The sequence below is a fragment of the Pedobacter sp. A2324 genome (genome assembly GCF_059693705.1).
This window is the reverse complement of the sequence record NZ_JCASSK010000006.1, coordinates 28,151-46,967: the sequence shown is the minus strand read 5'-3', so window position 1 is coordinate 46,967 and position 18,817 is coordinate 28,151. Positions and strand designations below refer to the sequence as shown.

The window sequence follows — 18,817 nt, the reverse complement described above, 5'->3', positions numbered from 1 at the left end:
ATATTATTTACAATTTATATAACTTTTGCGGATACTGTTCGGCATGATTTAAAATCAGGTTTATAATGTAACTGTTAGATTGGTAAACCGCCAGGTCGTTTTTAATAGGGGATAAGCCCTCATTTAAAAAATTTTTATCTGTAAAATATCCCATTCCATAGAACTTACCCTGCTCTACCACCAAACAGCTAAATTCATCAGGGTTGCGGCCTTCATCAACCAGGGCAAAGCTGGGCTGCTCACTTTCAATCTCTAAAAGTGCCTTATTTAATCGTTTATTGTACACTGCAACTGTTTCAATGCCGCTGCAAGCACCAAAACATTGTCCATTCTCGTGAGCCAAACATTTGGTAACCGTTTTTTGCAAATAACAAAGTCTGGCGCAAAGCTGATATTTTTCAACAAGACGATTGAGGTAGTTGTAACCTTCCAGCAAATTATTAAAGCTATGCAAAGCTTTGATGTTTTTTTTATGCCTGTCTATTGCTAGCCTCAAATATCCGTTCTGATCCTCAAAAGCATACAAATCATATTTATGTTCGTACCGCTTCATCGCCCTGTTATTTTCAGGCCACAACCTTCTGATTTCATTTGCCTCTAAAATCAAAGCCATTAATTCAGTTCCACAGGTAACATAGTCCACACTGTAAATGGTACGCAAAAAATCCTGACGCTGCCTGTTCGGCTTATTACCCGAAAAGTGACTCAATACACGTTTCCTCAGATCCTTTGCCTTTCCCACATAAACAATCTTTCCCTTATTATCTTTGAAGTAATACACTCCCGGATGATTGGGTAATCTGGTTACCGAAGCCTTGTCCAGGTGTGGCGGCAAAACCTGCTCCTTTGAAGTTTTTTTGAGCATTTCTGAAATGATGCCGTCCTGATCATGATTCAGTAATAGTTTGAACAATATGCTCGTGGCATCCGCATCTCCAGCCGCACGGTGACGGTTCTGAATCGGAATTTGCAACGCCGCACAAAGCTTGCCTAAACTATACGATGGTTGACCAGGGATTAGCTTCCGGCTTAGCCGAACCGTACATAATTTACGGCAATTGAGTTCATATCCTGCGGCCGCTAAATGATGTTTCAAAAATGAATAATCAAAATTGACATTATGAGCAACAAACACTTTGTCCCGAAGCAACTGGTAAATCTGCAGGGCAACATCTTCAAACGAAGGTGCATCGACCAACATCTCATCATCAATACCTGTCAATGCAGTAATGTGCATCGGCACAGGCCGTTTGGGATTAATTAACGTGGTATATGACTCAACAATTTCACTACCATCGTGAATGTTAATGGCAACTTCGGTTATTCCATTTGCCGACGCATGGCCTCCCGTGGTTTCTATATCTACAACTGCGTATAACATGATCTGAGATGAAGCACAAATTTATACTAAAATAATTAGTATATAAAATTTATTATCCGCTAATTTTTAGTTTTCTCAACTCACAAAAAAAGCGACCTACGTAATAACGTGGTCGCTTCCAAAAATGATATAGATTAAATTAACGTTTCCTTAAAAGTTTACTCAAATTTGGTTTAATACCAATAGTAACCGGAACCGTATTGAATGTTCTGTCTTGAATTTTGCTAAATCCGTACATGTAGCTTACTTCAGCAAACAGGTTTGCGCCTCCGATATTGTATTCAATACCTCCGCCACCTTCGGCAATACCCAGGCTGTTTGACTGGTTGCTCATCGTAACCTGCAACGTTGAAGCATTAACAGCGGCCTGAGGAGTAAGAATAAAACCGCCACCGGCCCCGGCAAATCCATAAAATGCCCATTTATCAACAATTTTTCGGTATCCTAGCGCCACATTAAGCAAATAAGTAGTAGCACGGCTATCTTGCAGGGTATAGGTATATCCCGCGTCAGGTTTAATCTGATTGTAGCTAAAAGCATGTAAACTTACTTTAGGATATAAGAACAATCCGCCATCACCCAGGCCAAGATTCACACCTAATGTGGTAGAAAATTTGGGTTTAAAATAGTCTGAGGTTTGACCCATTGGAAAAGCAAAGCCTATTCCGCTCATCGAATACAGTTTGTCGGGCCTGCTACTTTGTCCGAACGTTCGCAGCGAAGCTACCGACAACAGCAGTAGACATGGCAAAAGAATTTTTAGTTTCATATTTTTTTAGGTTAATGTTTTAACTTCCTGAAGTAACCTTGCAACCTCAAACGGCTTTTCTAAATAGGCATCAGGGTGATACTGCTGCGAATGAATGTAAGTTTCATCGTATCGGGCCGAAGCCAGAATAACAGGAATATTTTCTGTATCGGGATTAGACTTTAATTCTTTAAACACAATACGACCATCCATTCCATTTAACATAATGTCAAGAATAATCAAATCAGGTTCAAAATCTTTTATGTTTTTAAAAATATATCTGGGCGAAAGAAGCGGTAAAACTTCGTATCGCTCACTTTCCAACGCCATCTGAAAAACCTCAAGTATATCGGGGTCATCATCCACAACTAAAACTCTTTTCAAAACGAATAATAAACTAGTAAAATTAGACTAAGCTAATACAATACTCAAGCTATAAAGTTTTGTGATATCAAAAAAAGGGCATGTGCCGGAAAAGAAAAGCTATTCTCCGGACTCAGGATTATTGTTTACGTTATTCTTAATAAAATTATTAAACAACAATTCATGGGAAGGTGCAATGGAATAGGAGAGCTCTCCGGCAAGCAAAACGCGGTTGCCCAGCACACTCTTGATATATTGCTTGGAAACAATTACAAATGCATTGATCTGAATGAAAGCAGTATGTTCCTTGAGCATTTTGATGGTTCTGACAAAATTGGATCTGGCACTTGAAAAGCTATCAACAGTGGTTTTAAACCGAACTTCATCACCAAACTCTTCAACAGAAATTAATTCATTTAGATCAATTCTGATTAATTCACCTTCCTTACCCTGTACAGGCAGATAGAAGAAATGATCTTCGAAATCAGAAAACCCGGTATTGTCTTTTTTTCCCGTTGGATACAGATTATTGATGGTTTTGGCGAAATGCATCATCGAATAAGGTTTTAACAGATAAGCATCTGCATCTACCTTAAAAGCATCAATAGCGTATCTTGCATGCGCTGTGGTAAAAATTAAGTGCTTCGTTTTTCTTCTGAGCAAACCGGCAAGCTCAATGCCTGAAAGGGATGGCATCTCCACATCCATAAAAATAATATCTACAGGATTTGCATCAGAAATTTCTGCCAATGCCTCAAGCGGTTCAGTAAAGCTCTGAACCAGTTCAAGATCAGGCAATTTATTCATATATGCCATTAAACTTTCCAGAGAATGCGGATCGTCATCTATAGCAATGCAACTTATTGACATTTTTTAGTTTTAGATAATGCAAATTACAATTCTATGGAATAAAAAAGAAAAAAAACTGCCCTGTACTCCTAATATGTTTAGAATACACTACAAAATACTTAGTTTTCAGTACATTTCAACATACATTATGACAGTTATACCTAATCAATGTTGCCTGGATCGGAAATTGATAACCAGATGCTAAAAGTAGGATCATTTTCGGCGCTGACAATGAAGTTATGCCGGTCTCTATAGGCAAAATTCAACCTTTTTCTGATGTTTTCAAGTCCGGATTTCAATCCTGATTGATTATTTCCGCTCTTTTTTAAATTGACGGTCTCAATGAGCAGTACACCTGCCTGATAAGTGATTCTGATTTGGGCGGGGTTGTCCAATTGGGATAAATCACCATGCTTGAAAATATTTTCAACAAGAGTGATCAAAACAAGTGGAATAATGGATATATCTTCAATTTCATTTTCGTAAAACAGATGAATCTGGAGAAGATGATCCTTACGAAGCTGATGAAGGTTAATCAGATTTTCTACCTGAACAATTTCTGACTTTATAGGAATAAGGTCTTTATCGTGATTGCTGTCCACCGAATACCGCATCATTTCCGAAAGCGATAGAATAGTCTCCGCAGCAACGGGCGAATTTTCCCTCGCACTGTGGTAAATAAAATCTAGCGTATTAAATAGTAAATGTGGCTGAATCTGTGCTTTCAAGAATGCATTCTCAGATCTTGCTATCTGAATTTCATTGTTCAAACGCTGCGATTCCAGGTCGGCAGTTTTTCGCCTTTCACTTAGATAATTCATTAGAAAATAATAACCTGAAGAAAAAATAATAAAATAGATGCACCGGTACAGCGGGCCGATTAAATGATGTACACTCAAAATTTCAAATTTCGGCCCATTGTATCCAACATAGTTAATGATAATGTAATCCAGGCACATGCTGATAAGGAAGTATCCTGTCAGTTCTGACAACAACAAAAGTGGGAGCACCCACAACGTCTTTTTATTTTTCAGGCCAAATGCGAGTACAACGTGCGCATGAAAGTAAAATAGGGAAATGTTAAGCGCGTAATAAAGTATGTAGGTGGGTATTTTAGCAAATCTTCCTGAAATTAATCCCGCAATCACCACTTCATAAAAGATGAAGATGACCCAGACAATAAAATGAAATCTCTTTTTCACTATCCACTTAAGGATAGCATTTTGGGTAGATTGATTTAAATGGTTAGTACTCATCATGTGGCAACGGCTCGTAACGTGGTATCTGCAAAGTATAAAGACAAAGGTAGTTAAACTGCCATATTTTATGTAAATAATGGCACAGCGTTTCCTTTTTAAGTCCTGTTGGTTTTAATCGTTTTTTGTTTAATATACTCCAAAATATCATCTTTATAATGGTTACCAAGGCTAATCGACAAGTCATTGATGAGTTTCAAAGTGTTCCCTTCAACCTTTTCAATAAAGTTCTTTGCAATAATAAAGGAACGGTGAGCCTGAGTAAAGTTTGAATGATCTTCTAAAACAGTCTTTATTTCTGATAACGAAATATAGGAAACGATAACTTCATTCAGCGTGTAAATCCTGACATAATTTTGCAGACTCTCTACAGCAACAATTTCAGCATACCGCACTTTAATCAGATTATTATTGTCATTCTTATTCCGGACAAAAAAGTAATTATCTGTCTGTTCTATTACCGAATATTGCAACTGAGATGTCTGTGGAAAAAGCCTGTTAATAGTTTCAGCAAAACGGGCAAAAGTGTAGGGTTTCAATAAATAGGCATCTGCATTAAGCTCAAAAGCGTCATACGCATATTTCGAATGAGAAGTAGTAAAGATGAGTTTATTTGCTTTGTGCCTGATCATTTTAGAAAGCTCAATTCCAGATATCATCGGCATATCCACATCCATAAATAAAATGTCTGCACCTGATCCGTTGCTGATTTCGTTTAAGGCTAATAGCGGGTCAGAATAGGTTTGGATGAGCAGCAGATTAGACAGCGCCTTAATATATGCGGTTATACCATTTATGGCATAAATGTCATCGTCGATTACGATGCAGCTTAATTTCATAGAGATAGATTAGATGTTGCCAAATTACCTGATCGTTACTGATTAAAAAAATAAATTTCTTAAAAGTGGATTCCGGTGACGAATTGATGATGCTACCTTTTCCATTGTTCCATAACGTGTGAACCTTTTATTAAAAAATGAACAGTATTTAAACGCCTCCTGCCAAATAATGAACAAAACAATCTAAATTAATCCATTGTATTACAATATATTGCAAACAAAATCGTAAGTTAGATATACGCTTTGATATGTATCTTTAACCTAAACCAAGTCCCGATGAAAAACAAAACCAGAACCACAAACAGGCTCAACGTCTCGCTGACCAATCAACTTATTGAACTGCAAGAGCAAGGTTACGACTGCGACTTCCTTTTACTCGCCAACGGAAATCTTCATTGCATGCAAACCAACTACAACTATCCCTTGAATACCGTTTCTATCAAACGGATCGACAATGGATATGATTTTTTCAGCCAATCCTATAAAAATGTTCACACTATTGAAACAGGAAACGGCGAAAGAGGGGTTTTATTATCTGAAACAGCCTTTCTGTAGGCAATCTTCCAGCAACTGATTCCAATAACATCCGGAAACAATCTGGTTACCGGATGTTTAAAAAATTAAAAGAATTTGCATTTCAAAGTCTGATATTTATTTTTAACCAAAATAAACTGAAAAGTTTTGTTGAACCTGTCTGTCACCGGCCTGAGGTTTGACATGATAATCAGATAACAGTTGAAAGCAATCATATAAAAATGGAAGAACAGGTAATACTGGTTGATTTAAATGACTCGCCTACGGGCCAGATGGGGAAACTCGAGGCGCATCTAAAGGGCATACTACACCGGGCATTTTCCATTTTTATTTTCAATTCAAAAAACGAACTTCTTTTACAGCAACGCGCAAAATCCAAATATCACTCTGCGGGGTTGTGGACAAATACCTGCTGTAGCCATCCCCGCCCCGGTGAAGCCAACCTCGAAGCTGCAAACCGCCGCCTGAACGAAGAAATGGGCATGCATTGTAATTTAGAGTATGCCTTCAATTTCACCTACAAGGCTGCTTTTGGAGATGGTTTAACTGAGCATGAACTGGATCATGTATTTATCGGGCAGTCAGATGAACTACCCATTATCAACACCGATGAAGTTGAAAGCTTTCGATATCTAAGCCTGGAGGAATTGAACCTCGACATTAGAAAAAATCCGACCCTGTATACGGAGTGGTTAAAAATATGCCTGGATGAAATGATTGACCATCTGGCACTCCGCAAATAAAAAACGGGCATACAGCCTAAGCCATATACCCGTATCTAAATTAACGCTCTCGGGTACAAATATAGAGCTCCTGTCGGAAATTCAAAATTGTTTAACACTTCTTTTACCATGAGATAACCATTATTGCTTCAATTTGAAGCAAAGTATTAGATAATCGTCTTATAATCAATTAATTGGAATTTATATAGAATTATTCTGAATTGCATTTTTTTCAGACCGCGCACATGGATAGGGGTAAAACTGTCATGAAACAGGGTATCGGGTTATTCGGTTATCGGGCGCAAATATCGAAAACATCCCGGTTAAATAAACATTTTTCAAACCTGCCTGTTACTTGTTTAACCAATAATTCGAAATATGGAAAGATCAGAAATTTTAGATTTACTGGAAGTAATTAACCAGCAGGTCAACTCGCCGATTCTGGGCGGTAGGGAAGATGATTATGAAGAACTGGAAAGCATGGGTCTGGTAAAAATCAACCGTGAATCTGTTCAATGGGCCGCCGTAATGACACCTGCGGGAAATGCATATTTGGGGCACGATTAGCAATTTAGCCTTTTGCCTAAATCTGTAAAAATTTATCGGTATAATCTTTTAAATTTGCAGCAGATCCAGGGTACATCACAATTTTTCTAAGATGTGCTTCTGACCCTTTTTTATGAACGATTTCCAACTTAGAAGCGTAAACGTTACCCGTTACGTTACACCTTTGCGCGAAGGCGGGTCAATGCCGGCCATCGCAGAGGCAGACGACGGTTTCCTTTATGTATTAAAATTCCGTGGTGCCGGTCAGGGGCCCAGAGCGCTTATTGCCGAACTGATAGGAGGAGAGATTGCCAGGTTATTAGGCTTTCGTGTTCCGGAACTTGTTTTCGCAAATCTTGACGAGGCATTCGGCCGTACGGAACCTGATGAAGAAATCCAGGACCTCCTCAAAGCAAGTGTAGGTTTAAATCTTGCCCTACACTATCTTTCCGGAGCAATAACCTTCGATCCGACGGTAACTACTGTTGATGCAAAACTCGCTTCACAAATTGTTTGGCTGGATTGTTTCCTGACCAATATGGATCGTACCTGCCGCAATACCAATATGCTGTTGTGGCATAAAGAGCTATGGTTAATTGATCATGGTGCAGCACTATATTTCCATCATTCATGGCAGAATTGGGAAGAGCAGGCAACAAGGCCATTCTTTTTGGTTAAGGACCATGTACTCTTACCCTGGGCTTCTGAACTGTCTAGCGTAGATGAAGAGTTCCGTGCCATTCTAAACGCCCAAAAAATTCAGCAGATTATTGATCTTATTCCCGACAACTGGCTGGAAGGCGATACCAGTTTCGAAACCAAAGAAGCCCATCGTAATGCTTACACGTATTTTCTAAAAACACGTTTGGCAAATTCTGATATCTTTTTAAAAGAAGCACAGCATGCAAGAGAAATTCTTATTTGAGTATGCCGTAATCCGCGTGATGCCCAGGGTAGAGCGCGAAGAGTTTCTAAATGTCGGAATCATATTGTATTGCGCAAAAAAGAAGTTTCTGCAAAGTGTATTCTCTTTAAATGAAATTAAACTATCCGCCTTTTCCCCCGAAACCGACCTCAGTGAGCTAAATGCCAATCTGATGGCCTTTCAACGAATCAGTTGTGGAACAAAAGGTTCCGGTCCTATTGGCGAATACGATCAACCTTCCAGGTTCAGGTGGCTAACAGCCACAAGAAGCACCGTAGTACAGTGCTCAAAAGTACACCCTGGCTTTTGTATCAACCCTGAAGAAACCTTATTGAGGCTACATCAGGAACTCGTACTATAATTGTCAAATATTCAGCAAAACCATTTTTTGCACAACTAATACATTCCCATTGCCCAAAGAATACTTCAAGAAACTCCAGGATCTTCTGAATACAGAGCGCGAAGAAGATCTGCGATCTTATGCAAAGCTTACCGAAAATACGTCGGCTTCAGACAGGAGAGCATTAGGTTTGTCCTGGTATCCAATCGCCATACGCAATACGGAGATTGGTCGCGGAGACTACCTTACAATTGAATTAGAACGCCCCAGCCATCAGGAGACTTCTCATCAGTTCAGGTTTGGTTCGGCTGTTGTGCTTTTTTCAAACCACAATGCCCGTGAAGATAGGATAGAAGGAACCATCTCAAATCTGGCTGGTAATAAAATGAAGATTAGCCTCCGCATTGATGAGCTGCCAGAATGGACCAGAGATGGTAAACTCGGAGTCGACCTCCTCTTTGACAATAACAGCTACGATGAAATGCAGAATGCACTTAAACAGGCTTTAATCGGTGTTGAAGATGGGAAAAACAGCAAGCTCATAAGAATCCTGACTACAGGCGAAAAGCCGTCGTTTCAGAGTGAAGAAAAATTTATTATCCCCAACAAATTGAATGCATCCCAGCAGCTGGCTGTGAACAAAATTGTTTCAGCAGATCATCTGGCCATTATTCACGGTCCTCCGGGAACCGGAAAAACCACCACTCTCGTGCATGCAATAAAATCGCTGGTTAAACACAGTGATCAGAAAATTCTTGTCGTAGCCCCCAGCAATACCGCTGTGGATTTACTGACAGAAAAATTATCTGCCGAGGGGCTTAACGTAATCCGTGTTGGCAATCCCGCCCGGGTGTCAGAAAGACTCTTAGCGGCAACCTTGGAGCATAAAATGGCCGATCATACCGAAATGAAAGCCATTAAAGCGCTTAAAAAACAAGCCAGCGAATACAAAAACATGGCCCATAAATACAAGCGCAGTTTTGGCAGGGCAGAGCGTGAACAACGTAAAGCACTTTTCGACGAAGCCCATAAGATTGGCCGGGAAATAGAGAAAACGGAACAGTATATCATGGATAGCTTATTCAATAAAGCCCAGATCATCACCGCTACCTTAGTGGGCGCAAATCATTATACGGTACGTAACCTGAAATACAGTACGGTAATCATCGACGAAGCTGGACAGGCCCTGGAGCCCGCATGCTGGATCCCGATATTAAAAGCACACAAAGTAGTGCTGGCTGGCGACCACTTTCAGCTGCCACCTACTATAAAATCAACCGATGCAGGTAAAAACGGATTATACCAAACCCTACTGGAAAAATCAGTTAAACTACATCCCGAATCAGTGGTGTTGCTTAACGAGCAGTACCGTATGCATGAAAACATTATGGGATACTCATCCCAGGTATTTTATGAAAACCAACTCAGGGCACATAGCAGTGTAGCCCGTCATTTGATTTTTGATAGCGATGAGGCACTCACATTTATCGACTCGGCGGGCTGCAGCTTCGATGAACAACTGGATGGAACAAGCACCACAAATCCTGATGAAGCCGCATTCTTAGTAAAGCATTTATCGGCCTTTTTAAACGATTTAGACTTGAATTACGGAGATAGCGGCATCCCTTCCGTCGCCATTGTATCGCCTTACAAACAACAGGTACAGGTTCTAAATTCGCTCGTAAATGACAGCGATATACCAATCACGCATAAAGATAAAATTTCAGTAAATACGATAGATAGCTTTCAGGGACAGGAGAGAGACATCGTTTACATCAGTCTCACCAGGAGCAATAAAGATGGACATATCGGATTCCTTTCAGACACCAGAAGGATGAATGTAGCAATGACGAGGGCCAGAAAGAAGCTGGTTGTAATCGGCGACAGTGCGACTTTATCAACAGCTAAGTTTTATGCCGACTTTATCCGCTACGCAGAGCAGCTGAATGCGTATCACAGCGCCTGGGAGTTTATGGATATTTGACATAACTCTTTTTAAAGTTCATAAAATTGTTAAATTTGAGGAAATCATCCAAATTCTGAATTTTCCGCTTTAAACTATTGGCTTATACCAGTATTTTGCCTTTCGGTCTTCTCAATTTAAATGATTCAAAGCCAGGTCATTTAAATGAACGCACAGGTAAAAGTTTTAATAGCGGATGATAATGAATTGATGCAAACGGTCATGAAAGCCCTTTTCAGCCGGTTGCTCCACAATCCGGAAATTGTTGTTTGTGCAAATCTTAAAGATACTTTTTCCAGATTGCAACAGCAGTCATTTGACTTTCTGCTACTTGACATCAATATGCCAGGGGGCGATAGTGATCCGCAGTCGGTACAGGAAATATTAGCCATCCAGCCTCAGCTAAAGATCTGCATGTTCACAGGAAATGATAAAAACCTCCTTTCCCATTCATATCTGGAAGCAGGGGCGATAGCCTTTATTCAAAAGGATCATAAAATTCCTGCAGCATTAGAAGATGTTTTAAAATCAGCCTTTAAATAACCTTTTCTTCCTTTTTATCTTCAAGCTTACCCGAAATGGTGGCACCGGCAATTAATAATTCATGAGTAATGGTTTTCGTATATTCGGTGATTTCAGATTTAAAGTCTTTCACCGAAGAACCGGAACGAATTTCTTCGAGTCGTTTCTCCCATTGACCGGTGAGTTCGGCCTGTGCAATTTGTTTGTCTTTAACTACCTCGTAAACTGCTAATCCCTTAACAGTGGGCACTAAATTCCGCTTCTCACGGGTGATATATTCACGGGTAATCAAAGTTTCAATTATGGATGCCCGTGTGGCGGGAGTGCCTAAACCACTGTCTTTCATGGCATACCGCAGCTCTTCATCCTCAATTTCTTTACCGCACGTTTCCAGAGCCTTTAACAGCGATGCCTCATTGTACATGGCCTTAGGCTTAGTCTGCTTTTCCAGAAACGATTTCTCAGTGATGGGTAATTGCTCGCCAACCGCCACTTTTGGTAGGGCTGCATTATCCTCATCCTTTTTATCCTCTTCGGTTTCATTAAATACAGATCGCCACCCTGCTGAGCGAATTACTGTTCCATTGGCAATAAATGTAAGTCCCGACTGAACGGTTATCTTGGTGATTTCTTTTAAACATTCCTGATGAAATGCTTCCACCATTCTGCCCACAACCATATCGTAAATGGCTTGCTTATCGCTGCTTAGGCCATATGCTTCTTCCCCCGTAGGCAAAATCGCGTGGTGATCGGTCACTTTTTTTGCATTAACGCTTCTTTTATTCAGCGCTATAGTTTGTAAAAACTGTGCCTGTTTACCAAAGTCAGGGTGACCGGTGAACTTTGAAATCAAATCAGGAATGCCTGCAAAAATATCGTCGCCTATATATCGAGAACCGGTACGGGGATAGGAGACCAGTTTGCTCTCGTATAAATTCTGCAGAAGACCTAAAGTCTGGTCGGCAGTAAAGCCTTTCTTTTTATTTGCCTCTTGCTGCAGGCTACTCAAATCATGTAAAAGTGGTGGTGGTTCTTTCCTCGGCTTGGCTTCAACTGCTGATATATTTCCACCGTTTGGAAAACCCGATGGAACATCCTCCACCAGCGCAAATAATTTCTCAGCCTCTTCCTTGTTTTTGTAATTGGATGTGGAAACTGCTTTAAAAACCTGTTCATCCTTCACCAGCAAAATGCTGATCTGATAGTACATCTGCGGAACGAAATGCTTTATCTCAAGAGAACGGGCACAAATCATCGCAAGGGTAGGCGTTTGAACCCTTCCCAGTGACAGTACTGTTCTGTTGCCGGCAGAGATGCTTAGCGCCTGGGTGGCATTCATACCAACCAGCCAATCGGATTCAGAACGACAATGCGCTGAATTAAAGAGCGTATCGTAATCTGTCCCGGGTTTCAGGTTTCTGAATCCATCCTTTATGGCCTCATCTGTTTGCGATGAAATCCACAAACGCTTAAATGGCTTTTTACATTTCAGGTAATAGTAAATATACCGGAAAATCAATTCACCCTCGCGCCCCGCATCCGTTGCTACAATGATTTCACTGGCTTCATCAAAAAGCTTCTTAATCGTATCCAGCTGTTTCCGCACAGCAGGATCTTCAACAAAGCCATCTTTTGTTTTAATCTTTCGTACAGCGAGTTTGAATTTTGCAGGAAGCATTGGTAAATGCTGTTTGCGCCAACCGATAAAGCCATAATCCTGAGGGGGTGCAAGCTGCAACAAATGCCCAAAAGCCCAGGTAAAGGAATACCCCTTACCTTCAATGTATCCATCTTTTCTGGTGGTCGCACCGAAAACTTTTGCAAGCTCACGTCCAACAGAGGGCTTTTCTGCAATAACAATCTTCATCAAACGGGTTTAATTTTCCAACCTCAAAGATGTAAAAATATTCGTTTTTAAAACCATAATTTTACTCACATCGTAACGCGTTGGATCATAAACATTTCATAAATTCTTTTATTAAACAGCAACATTGAGGTAACAAAAAACAAGACACAGCATCTTAGTATGGAATGGAAAAGGAACTCAGATTGTATGATTGTATTATTAAAATCAAATTTGATGAAGGGATCATCAGGGTTTACAGTAATGCACAACTCTGGCAGTATCTGAATGGAAAAGCGAAAGAACGCCTGACACTGCTGGCTGAAGCAATAAAGAATGAGTATGCCGCCTTGTTCAGTAAGCCACTCCAGATCAGCACAAAATCCTTAATCCTGGAAATTCTCGTACATGTCTATTGTGATTACCTGGGGCTCGCCTTTAACAGATATGTCCGGATCACCGGAATACAAAAACTTGTAAAAAAACTACTGATGCGTGCAGAAGTTGTAGATTGTGGTGAGACAGCGAAAGATGGCAACCGGTGGGTATGGGACTTGCTGACTCCCTTTATCGGAGCATTCTTTGCCATATTACCTCACAACTTAAATGCCACCAACCTAAAAAAGTATTAATCCATTTTTGCCGCCAGTAATTCATCCTGACGCAGGGCTACACTCGCAGCCAGCGTTTCATTTAGAAATGGCGAATGATAGGGCTGGTCAGAATTATTGATGAATAAAACAGTGCGATCAGAAATGGCATTGATCACCTGATTTGCAAGCTTAGTTGCTACTGCCGGGCAACCTTGGCTACGGCCTAATCGCCCGAGCTGATCAATCGTTTCCTGACATACGTAATCAGCACCGTGTACAACGATTGCCCTTTCCCTAGCATTATTATTAAACCCCTGATCCATTCCATCAAGTTTCAGCGAACGGCCATGTTTACCGTAATAAATCTCCCCCGTTAGAAAAAAGCCAATACTGCTTTGATTAGAATTTGGAACATTTGAAAAATAAGAAGGCTTATCTCCACCGCTATTCTGCCCATGGGCAACCCAGGTGTTTAGGATAAGTTTTTTATGATCCAGATCAATAATGTATAATCTTTTTTTACAGCTTTCCTGATCAAAATCGGCAATGGTTAATACTGATTTAGCATGTAACAGGCCTGAATACTTCATGTTGTAAAAGCCGGTGAGGGCTTTCTCGAAAACTTCCTCTTTAAGTCCGGCAGAATCCAGGCGAACGGCATGGTACAAAGTGTCAATGTATCGGCTGTATAGACTATCAGCTGCAATTTTTTTTACGATTTCCTGTTGTGTGTGTGGCCCGTCAACCTTTTTCCAACTTACTCCGACAATGCCTATACTCACTAACAAAAACATAGCAATGCCCAGGGTTTCTCTCTTCATCCAGATTTGTTTGTTTGATACTGAACTAATTATACGAACATTTTTTGCATTTGTTGTGCTTCTCTTTCTGTAGTTCTGGAAATACAATAAGTTTCGCGCAAAAACACCTTGAATTCACCTTGATATAGCTTCTAAGAATGCGATTTTTTAGCACTGCACATCATCCGGGTTGCAAAACCATGCTTTTAATGAGGCCACAAAAATTAATATTTTCGTGAGAACGCCCTAGCTTGACCGTGTAGCTTCGTCACGGCTAATTCGGGGTTTGGTCGGGGATTGGTCGGGCTTGTGACAATTGTACCCGACCAATCCCCGACCAATAAACGAATAAAAGCCGACCTAAGGATTAACTACTCTTATACCATGATTACATTAAATAATCAATTGTCCTTCTCCACCGGGAAAGAAAAGATGGTTTAATAGTGAAATGAAACGATTATTTGGGTTATAAGGCCTCGGGCCATTTGAATTTTACTTATTTTTGTCGAAAAAGAAATCAAATGGCCAATCATAAGCACGAATACTCATTCTGGACCAAATACAAAAGATTTGCCACCACAGAGATTTTGATGTACCTGATTATGATTATCGGAATCGGTTTAGGAATACTTATTTTAAGCTAAGTGCCAGTTTTAAAAAATCTGTGGCATTTACATCACTCATAAACTTAGAGAATTCAGCATACTTTTCAGCCGGGAAGGTGCCGTCGTTAAGTACAATTTTCCTGTAATAGGTAAGTTGATTACCCGCAACACTGGCTTTCGAAATATAGCTCCCAAATACACTACTCAATACCCGCTCATTTGTTGTAATCAGATTTGCGTCTACATTATCGGGAAGCGTGTAAACAATCGTGTCTTCATCGGTATAACCGCGGTTAACATAGACAGGGAGCGTTCTGTTTCTAAGCTCAGGTATCGATCTCATTGTATTGAAAACATTCGGCTGCAGGAACATTTTTTTACCATTTACAGGAACGTAATTAGGAATGCCTATATCAATATTCTCGGTAAATTCAGGCGCTATGTCCTTCTTCTGGGCAAATGAGACCGACTTGATGTCAATATTATCTACATTATAGGATGCCTTTAGCATTTTATGCTGCTCAGATACAGACTTGCCAATCATGGCTTCATGGTTATCATATTGCGCACCCGAAAAAACTGTATTCACACTTCCGGTAACATTACCATCAGCAGAAATGATTAACCTGGCATTTCTGATCTGCCTGTTCTCCTGTGTAGTTAGCTTAGGTGTATGCAACAGTTTACCACCTTCCGCTGTGCATGCCAATACAAGTCTGTCGTCAGTAAAATCACTTAAAAAACCAAAAGGAATTTTCTGACTGGTACATTCCAGCCAGGTAGTATCACATTTTAAAGGCAAACATAAAATGATGTGATTGCCTTGCACCATACTGGCAAACCCGGGGTCTACACTTTTCTTCTCAGTGCCAGCTTCAACAACACAATAGTAAGATTCAATATCTGCAGCTTTCAGTAGGCTCTGCATATAGTTAACCAAAGCTTTACAATCCCCATATCCTAAACGGTCAACTTCGCTTGCCGAAACTGGCTGAAAGCCCCCGATACCTATCTGTACGCTAATGTAACGGGTTCTGTTTTGCAAATACTGGTATATTTTTTTAGCTTTTTCCTTATCCGTTTTTTCATTTTTTACCAGCTCTTTTATTGTCTGTATAGTTGCAGGAGAAAGTGCGGTTCTGTCTTTCAGCAAATCGTCATACACCCATTTACCAAGGTCCTGCCAATTGGTATAACTTCCCATATGGCTATAATATGTAAACTGTTCAGGTGCAATTTTTATACTTGTAAAATAAGTTTCAGGATCAGGGCTATAGGGTTCGGTTTTAACCGCCGGTAAACTGCTCACGTTCCAAACTATTTTCTTTTGTTTATCGTCAACAGTTACCTCAGGAATGCCCGGATAGTTTGAGGTTTTGATCCTAACCTGATCTGAAGGCTTTGAAATGAAAGTATAAATGCTCTTTTCAACCGACACGTCGCTTGCTGGTTTAGGTTGCCAGTCGGGTATAATTAAATTTTGTTTATTTCTGATTTCGTAACTGTACACCACCGTGTAAGGAAATTGGTTTACGCTAGGCAGATAGTGTTTCACCCTGCTATCAACGAATAATGAAAATCCATCTGCAGCACTTACATCCGAAAAATCATTTTGGTTAAATTTGCTTACTGGCATGCCACCGGCATTGTATACTTCCCCCTTAATACCCTTTATCGCCGTATTTTTATCGTAATACAACGCCAATTCCGCTTCCCGCTCCCCATTTTCGTTAAACACGGTAACCGCCTTTTTAACATATAACATCACGTTATCCGGTGAGCGCATATCGATCGTCGTTTCCTCTTTTCTAATACACGAGTTAGCTCTGTTGCGAAGCAGCGACGGAATCAAATCGACATCATAATTATCCTGCCCGAAACAGGTCACAACAAATGAAACTGATAAAACAAGCGTAAATAAGTATTTCATTTTTGAACCTTTTTCAATAAAATTTCTGACTTCTGATTTTGTATAATCTTGCTGTAAAACTCTTTTAAAGCAAAATAATCATCTGGCTGATAGATGGCATTGTTGAACTGTAAAATCTGACTCATTGACAACGTATTTCCATCGAAATCACATTGAACCAGATATTTCCCGCCAGCATTAGGTAAGGCCATGGCCATATTTTTTGGCTTCTCCAGCATCTCATACTGATCAGCAAGAGAAACATTAATAATTACCCTTTCATCTGAAGCAGCGCCCAAATCAACAGGGTAGGTGCGCTCATTTAAATTGAACGGATTTTTGGATATGGAATTAATAAAAAAAGGACTGAAATAAAACTGATCTTTTAGACCATCGTTAATGGTGAATTCTACCTGATAGGTTTCTGTTAATGCATTTTCAACACTGTCCAGTCCGGTTATCTGATGGTCTGATATTCTGATTCTTGTCAACCGGTCATCAAGCTTCTCTACATATTCATCAGGAGAACTGTATTTTAGTATGTCTCTGCGTTTGTTGTACGCAGCATAACCCAGGGAGTGGGTAACCAATGTACCTACAATTTTTCCATCCTGTGTTAATTTACCTGTTAAGATATAGTTGGTAGATGATTTCTGGCTAGCCTTCAAATCTAACCAATAAGATGGCTTCTTAATATTAATCACCCGGCCCTGATCATTTATGCAGCGCAAAGGTAGCAAACCGAAAGGCATCAATGGTTCAGTAGCATCCAGCAGATAACTGGCTTCACCGATGTTCACCTTAGCCACAATATAATTGAAATCTGAAAGTACTGGATAAAGCTTATTTACGGTGCCGTTGTCACGCGTCGACAAAATAACAGCCTCGGCATCCAGGTTCGCTGCCGAAAGTGCAGCGATCAGGCTCAGGTTAACATCAGCAACATTCCCCGATCGGGAATCAAGTGCCTTTTTAATATTATCTTCTGTGTATTTACCGTAGTAATTGTTCCACTTAATCTGCTTTTTGATGTAATTGTAAATGGCTTTGGCTTTCGCCAGATCATCCGAGGCATCTTTAATAATGGCTGGCACAAGATCTTTGAAAACGTCTTTCCGCTTCATCTGGCCTCCCAGGCTTTTATCAGACACCAGTTCGTAGTCAACATCTTTCCAGGTTTTAGTATAATAAGTTTTTCCGCCCGACAAGCTCTGAGCTTCAGCAAGCTCAAAGTAGATGGCAGACTTGAAATTACTGGGGGCAGTCATGTTATCTTCTTCTATAAATGCAGGAATATCTTTCATCACATAGCTGATTTTCGAACAATCAATGGCTACACCTGACAACCTCAAACATTCTTTGTTGAGCTCAACTTTTTGATCGGTTAATTTTTGATAACCCCTTAGCGAAACATTATAGGTATAAATGCCGGGTATGTAAACGAGGTATTCACTGATAACCTTTGGAATATCAGCCTGAAACTGCCAGGTTTTAAAATTAAAAAGGTTTGGAGATCGCAGGCGATAACTGTATTCGATTACTGAACCTTCTTTCAGGTTAGGAAGGGTAAACTTCGTCAACCGCGTGTATTTGGATCTGTTCTCTGTAAACACAGCTTTTTTATCCATTAACGTTTCCACAAATCTGCCGCCATCTAAGTTAAAGGTTGAGGCTTTCAGTTCACTGATCGTTTCTTCCCGGGTATCATCCTTATACATCGGAATGATGATATTTGCTTCTTTAAAGCCTTCCTTATTGTAAATTTTAATTTTAACGTGATGAACGAAAACGAGCTCAAGATGGCCGGTACTTTCATCGAGCTGAATTGATGCGGTTCCGAATTCTTTTAATACAACAGCATTGGCATTGCTATCCAGCATTTTTTTGTCAAACTCATAATCTGCATAGGTGATGGCGCCAAAAGTGAAATCCTGTGCACGTATGGCCATACTAGTTGCGAGCAATACAATCAGGATCAGAAATATTTTATTCATTAGAGCGAAATTAAATTGAGCCAATTTAAGGCTAGTCGGCAACAATCAGAAATAATTTCACAATTAATTTAAATAAATTATTCCT

At 40.1% G+C, this 18,817-nt stretch carries 19 protein-coding genes; 9 read left to right on the top strand and 10 right to left on the bottom strand.

The window, feature by feature from the left end:
- Nucleotides 1–7 precede the first annotated feature (7 nt).
- From AC570I_RS17405 to AC570I_RS17380, 6 genes are all read right to left on the bottom strand, one after another.
- The gene (locus tag AC570I_RS17405) at nt 8–1,381 is read right to left on the bottom strand and encodes an exonuclease domain-containing protein (protein ID WP_497406484.1); all 1,374 of its coding nucleotides are present in this window, start codon (nt 1,379–1,381) and stop codon (nt 8–10) included.
- 139 nt (nt 1,382–1,520) lie between these two features.
- Nucleotides 1,521–2,150 carry an autotransporter outer membrane beta-barrel domain-containing protein gene (locus AC570I_RS17400; RefSeq protein WP_156166632.1) on the bottom strand — a complete coding sequence of 210 codons (630 nt, stop codon included), beginning with the start codon at nt 2,148–2,150 and terminating at the stop codon, nt 1,521–1,523.
- Nucleotides 2,151–2,156: 6 nt separating this feature from the next.
- A complete protein-coding gene (locus AC570I_RS17395; protein ID WP_047797762.1) occupies nt 2,157–2,513 on the bottom strand; it encodes a response regulator in 357 nt (118 codons plus the stop codon).
- Nucleotides 2,514–2,612: 99 nt separating this feature from the next.
- A complete protein-coding gene (locus AC570I_RS17390) occupies nt 2,613–3,362 on the bottom strand; it encodes a LytR/AlgR family response regulator transcription factor (RefSeq protein ID WP_497406483.1) in 750 nt (249 codons plus the stop codon).
- Nucleotides 3,363–3,502: 140 nt separating this feature from the next.
- A complete protein-coding gene (locus AC570I_RS17385) occupies nt 3,503–4,543 on the bottom strand; it encodes a sensor histidine kinase (RefSeq protein WP_497406482.1) in 1,041 nt (346 codons plus the stop codon).
- Between the two features lie 152 nt (nt 4,544–4,695).
- The gene (locus AC570I_RS17380; RefSeq protein ID WP_497406481.1) at nt 4,696–5,436 is read right to left on the bottom strand and encodes a LytR/AlgR family response regulator transcription factor; all 741 of its coding nucleotides are present in this window, start codon (nt 5,434–5,436) and stop codon (nt 4,696–4,698) included.
- Nucleotides 5,437–5,712: 276 nt separating this feature from the next.
- Between AC570I_RS17380 and AC570I_RS17375 the strand changes: the two genes are divergently transcribed.
- From AC570I_RS17375 to AC570I_RS17345, 7 genes are all read left to right on the top strand, one after another.
- Nucleotides 5,713–5,991, top strand: a complete 279-nt coding sequence (locus AC570I_RS17375; RefSeq protein ID WP_047797759.1) for a hypothetical protein — start codon at nt 5,713–5,715, stop codon at nt 5,989–5,991.
- A 200-nt stretch (nt 5,992–6,191) separates the two neighbouring features.
- Nucleotides 6,192–6,713 carry an isopentenyl-diphosphate Delta-isomerase gene (gene idi, locus AC570I_RS17370; protein WP_497406480.1) on the top strand — a complete coding sequence of 174 codons (522 nt, stop codon included), beginning with the start codon at nt 6,192–6,194 and terminating at the stop codon, nt 6,711–6,713.
- Nucleotides 6,714–7,070: 357 nt separating this feature from the next.
- Nucleotides 7,071–7,259, top strand: a complete 189-nt coding sequence (locus tag AC570I_RS17365; protein WP_047797757.1) for a hypothetical protein — start codon at nt 7,071–7,073, stop codon at nt 7,257–7,259.
- Nucleotides 7,260–7,371: 112 nt separating this feature from the next.
- On the top strand, nt 7,372–8,163 hold the full coding sequence (locus AC570I_RS17360) for a HipA family kinase (RefSeq protein ID WP_047797756.1): 792 nt from the start codon (nt 7,372–7,374) through the stop codon (nt 8,161–8,163).
- Nucleotides 8,141–8,524, top strand: a complete 384-nt coding sequence (locus AC570I_RS17355) for a DUF3037 domain-containing protein (protein ID WP_047797755.1) — start codon at nt 8,141–8,143, stop codon at nt 8,522–8,524. The genes AC570I_RS17360 and AC570I_RS17355 overlap by 23 nt, the downstream gene beginning before the upstream one ends.
- A gap of 49 nt (nt 8,525–8,573) precedes the next feature.
- A complete protein-coding gene (locus tag AC570I_RS17350) occupies nt 8,574–10,487 on the top strand; it encodes an AAA domain-containing protein (protein ID WP_497406479.1) in 1,914 nt (637 codons plus the stop codon).
- Nucleotides 10,488–10,631: 144 nt separating this feature from the next.
- Nucleotides 10,632–11,009 carry a response regulator gene (locus tag AC570I_RS17345; RefSeq protein ID WP_047797753.1) on the top strand — a complete coding sequence of 126 codons (378 nt, stop codon included), beginning with the start codon at nt 10,632–10,634 and terminating at the stop codon, nt 11,007–11,009.
- Here the strand turns inward: AC570I_RS17345 and topB are convergent.
- Nucleotides 11,002–12,855: a DNA topoisomerase III gene (gene topB / locus AC570I_RS17340; RefSeq protein ID WP_497406478.1), complete on the bottom strand. Its 1,854-nt coding sequence runs from the start codon at nt 12,853–12,855 to the stop codon at nt 11,002–11,004. The genes AC570I_RS17345 and topB overlap by 8 nt on opposite strands.
- Nucleotides 12,856–13,019: 164 nt before the next feature.
- Here topB and AC570I_RS17335 point away from each other — a divergent pair, with 164 nt between their 5' ends.
- Nucleotides 13,020–13,463, top strand: a complete 444-nt coding sequence (locus tag AC570I_RS17335) for a hypothetical protein (RefSeq protein WP_497406477.1) — start codon at nt 13,020–13,022, stop codon at nt 13,461–13,463.
- Here AC570I_RS17335 and AC570I_RS17330 read toward each other — a convergent pair.
- Complete coding sequence (locus AC570I_RS17330; protein ID WP_497406476.1) at nt 13,460–14,245, bottom strand: murein L,D-transpeptidase catalytic domain family protein; 786 nt, start codon at nt 14,243–14,245, stop codon at nt 13,460–13,462. The two genes, AC570I_RS17335 and AC570I_RS17330, sit on opposite strands and share 4 nt — an antisense overlap.
- 500 nt (nt 14,246–14,745) lie before the next feature.
- Between AC570I_RS17330 and AC570I_RS17325 the strand changes: the two genes are divergently transcribed.
- Nucleotides 14,746–14,868, top strand: a complete 123-nt coding sequence (locus AC570I_RS17325) for a hypothetical protein (RefSeq protein ID WP_255352135.1) — start codon at nt 14,746–14,748, stop codon at nt 14,866–14,868.
- On the opposite strand, the gene AC570I_RS17320 is transcribed toward AC570I_RS17325, so the two are convergent.
- A complete protein-coding gene (locus tag AC570I_RS17320) occupies nt 14,855–16,759 on the bottom strand; it encodes a DUF3857 domain-containing transglutaminase family protein (RefSeq protein WP_497406475.1) in 1,905 nt (634 codons plus the stop codon). The two genes, AC570I_RS17325 and AC570I_RS17320, sit on opposite strands and share 14 nt — an antisense overlap.
- Nucleotides 16,756–18,732: a transglutaminase family protein gene (locus AC570I_RS17315; RefSeq protein ID WP_497406474.1), complete on the bottom strand. Its 1,977-nt coding sequence runs from the start codon at nt 18,730–18,732 to the stop codon at nt 16,756–16,758. Before AC570I_RS17315 ends, AC570I_RS17320 begins: the two co-directional genes overlap by 4 nt.
- Nucleotides 18,733–18,817 lie beyond the last annotated feature (85 nt).

Bases quoted from the DNA above. Each gene is read 5' to 3' on its own strand.
- AC570I_RS17405 (WP_497406484.1), bottom strand. From the start codon at position 1,381: ATGTTATACGCAGTTGTAGATATAGAAACCACGGGAGGCCATGCGTCG.
- AC570I_RS17400 (WP_156166632.1), bottom strand. From the start codon at position 2,150: ATGAAACTAAAAATTCTTTTGCCATGTCTACTGCTGTTGTCGGTAGCT.
- AC570I_RS17390 (WP_497406483.1), bottom strand. From the start codon at position 3,362: ATGTCAATAAGTTGCATTGCTATAGATGACGATCCGCATTCTCTGGAA.
- AC570I_RS17380 (WP_497406481.1), bottom strand. From the start codon at position 5,436: ATGAAATTAAGCTGCATCGTAATCGACGATGACATTTATGCCATAAAT.
- AC570I_RS17375 (WP_047797759.1), top strand. From the start codon at position 5,713: ATGAAAAACAAAACCAGAACCACAAACAGGCTCAACGTCTCGCTGACC.
- idi (WP_497406480.1), top strand. From the start codon at position 6,192: ATGGAAGAACAGGTAATACTGGTTGATTTAAATGACTCGCCTACGGGC.
- AC570I_RS17365 (WP_047797757.1), top strand. From the start codon at position 7,071: ATGGAAAGATCAGAAATTTTAGATTTACTGGAAGTAATTAACCAGCAG.
- AC570I_RS17360 (WP_047797756.1), top strand. From the start codon at position 7,372: ATGAACGATTTCCAACTTAGAAGCGTAAACGTTACCCGTTACGTTACA.
- AC570I_RS17355 (WP_047797755.1), top strand. From the start codon at position 8,141: ATGCAAGAGAAATTCTTATTTGAGTATGCCGTAATCCGCGTGATGCCC.
- AC570I_RS17345 (WP_047797753.1), top strand. From the start codon at position 10,632: ATGAACGCACAGGTAAAAGTTTTAATAGCGGATGATAATGAATTGATG.
- topB (WP_497406478.1), bottom strand. From the start codon at position 12,855: ATGAAGATTGTTATTGCAGAAAAGCCCTCTGTTGGACGTGAGCTTGCA.
- AC570I_RS17335 (WP_497406477.1), top strand. From the start codon at position 13,020: ATGGAAAAGGAACTCAGATTGTATGATTGTATTATTAAAATCAAATTT.
- AC570I_RS17330 (WP_497406476.1), bottom strand. From the start codon at position 14,245: ATGAAGAGAGAAACCCTGGGCATTGCTATGTTTTTGTTAGTGAGTATA.
- AC570I_RS17325 (WP_255352135.1), top strand. From the start codon at position 14,746: ATGGCCAATCATAAGCACGAATACTCATTCTGGACCAAATACAAAAGA.
- AC570I_RS17320 (WP_497406475.1), bottom strand. From the start codon at position 16,759: ATGAAATACTTATTTACGCTTGTTTTATCAGTTTCATTTGTTGTGACC.
- AC570I_RS17315 (WP_497406474.1), bottom strand. From the start codon at position 18,732: ATGAATAAAATATTTCTGATCCTGATTGTATTGCTCGCAACTAGTATG.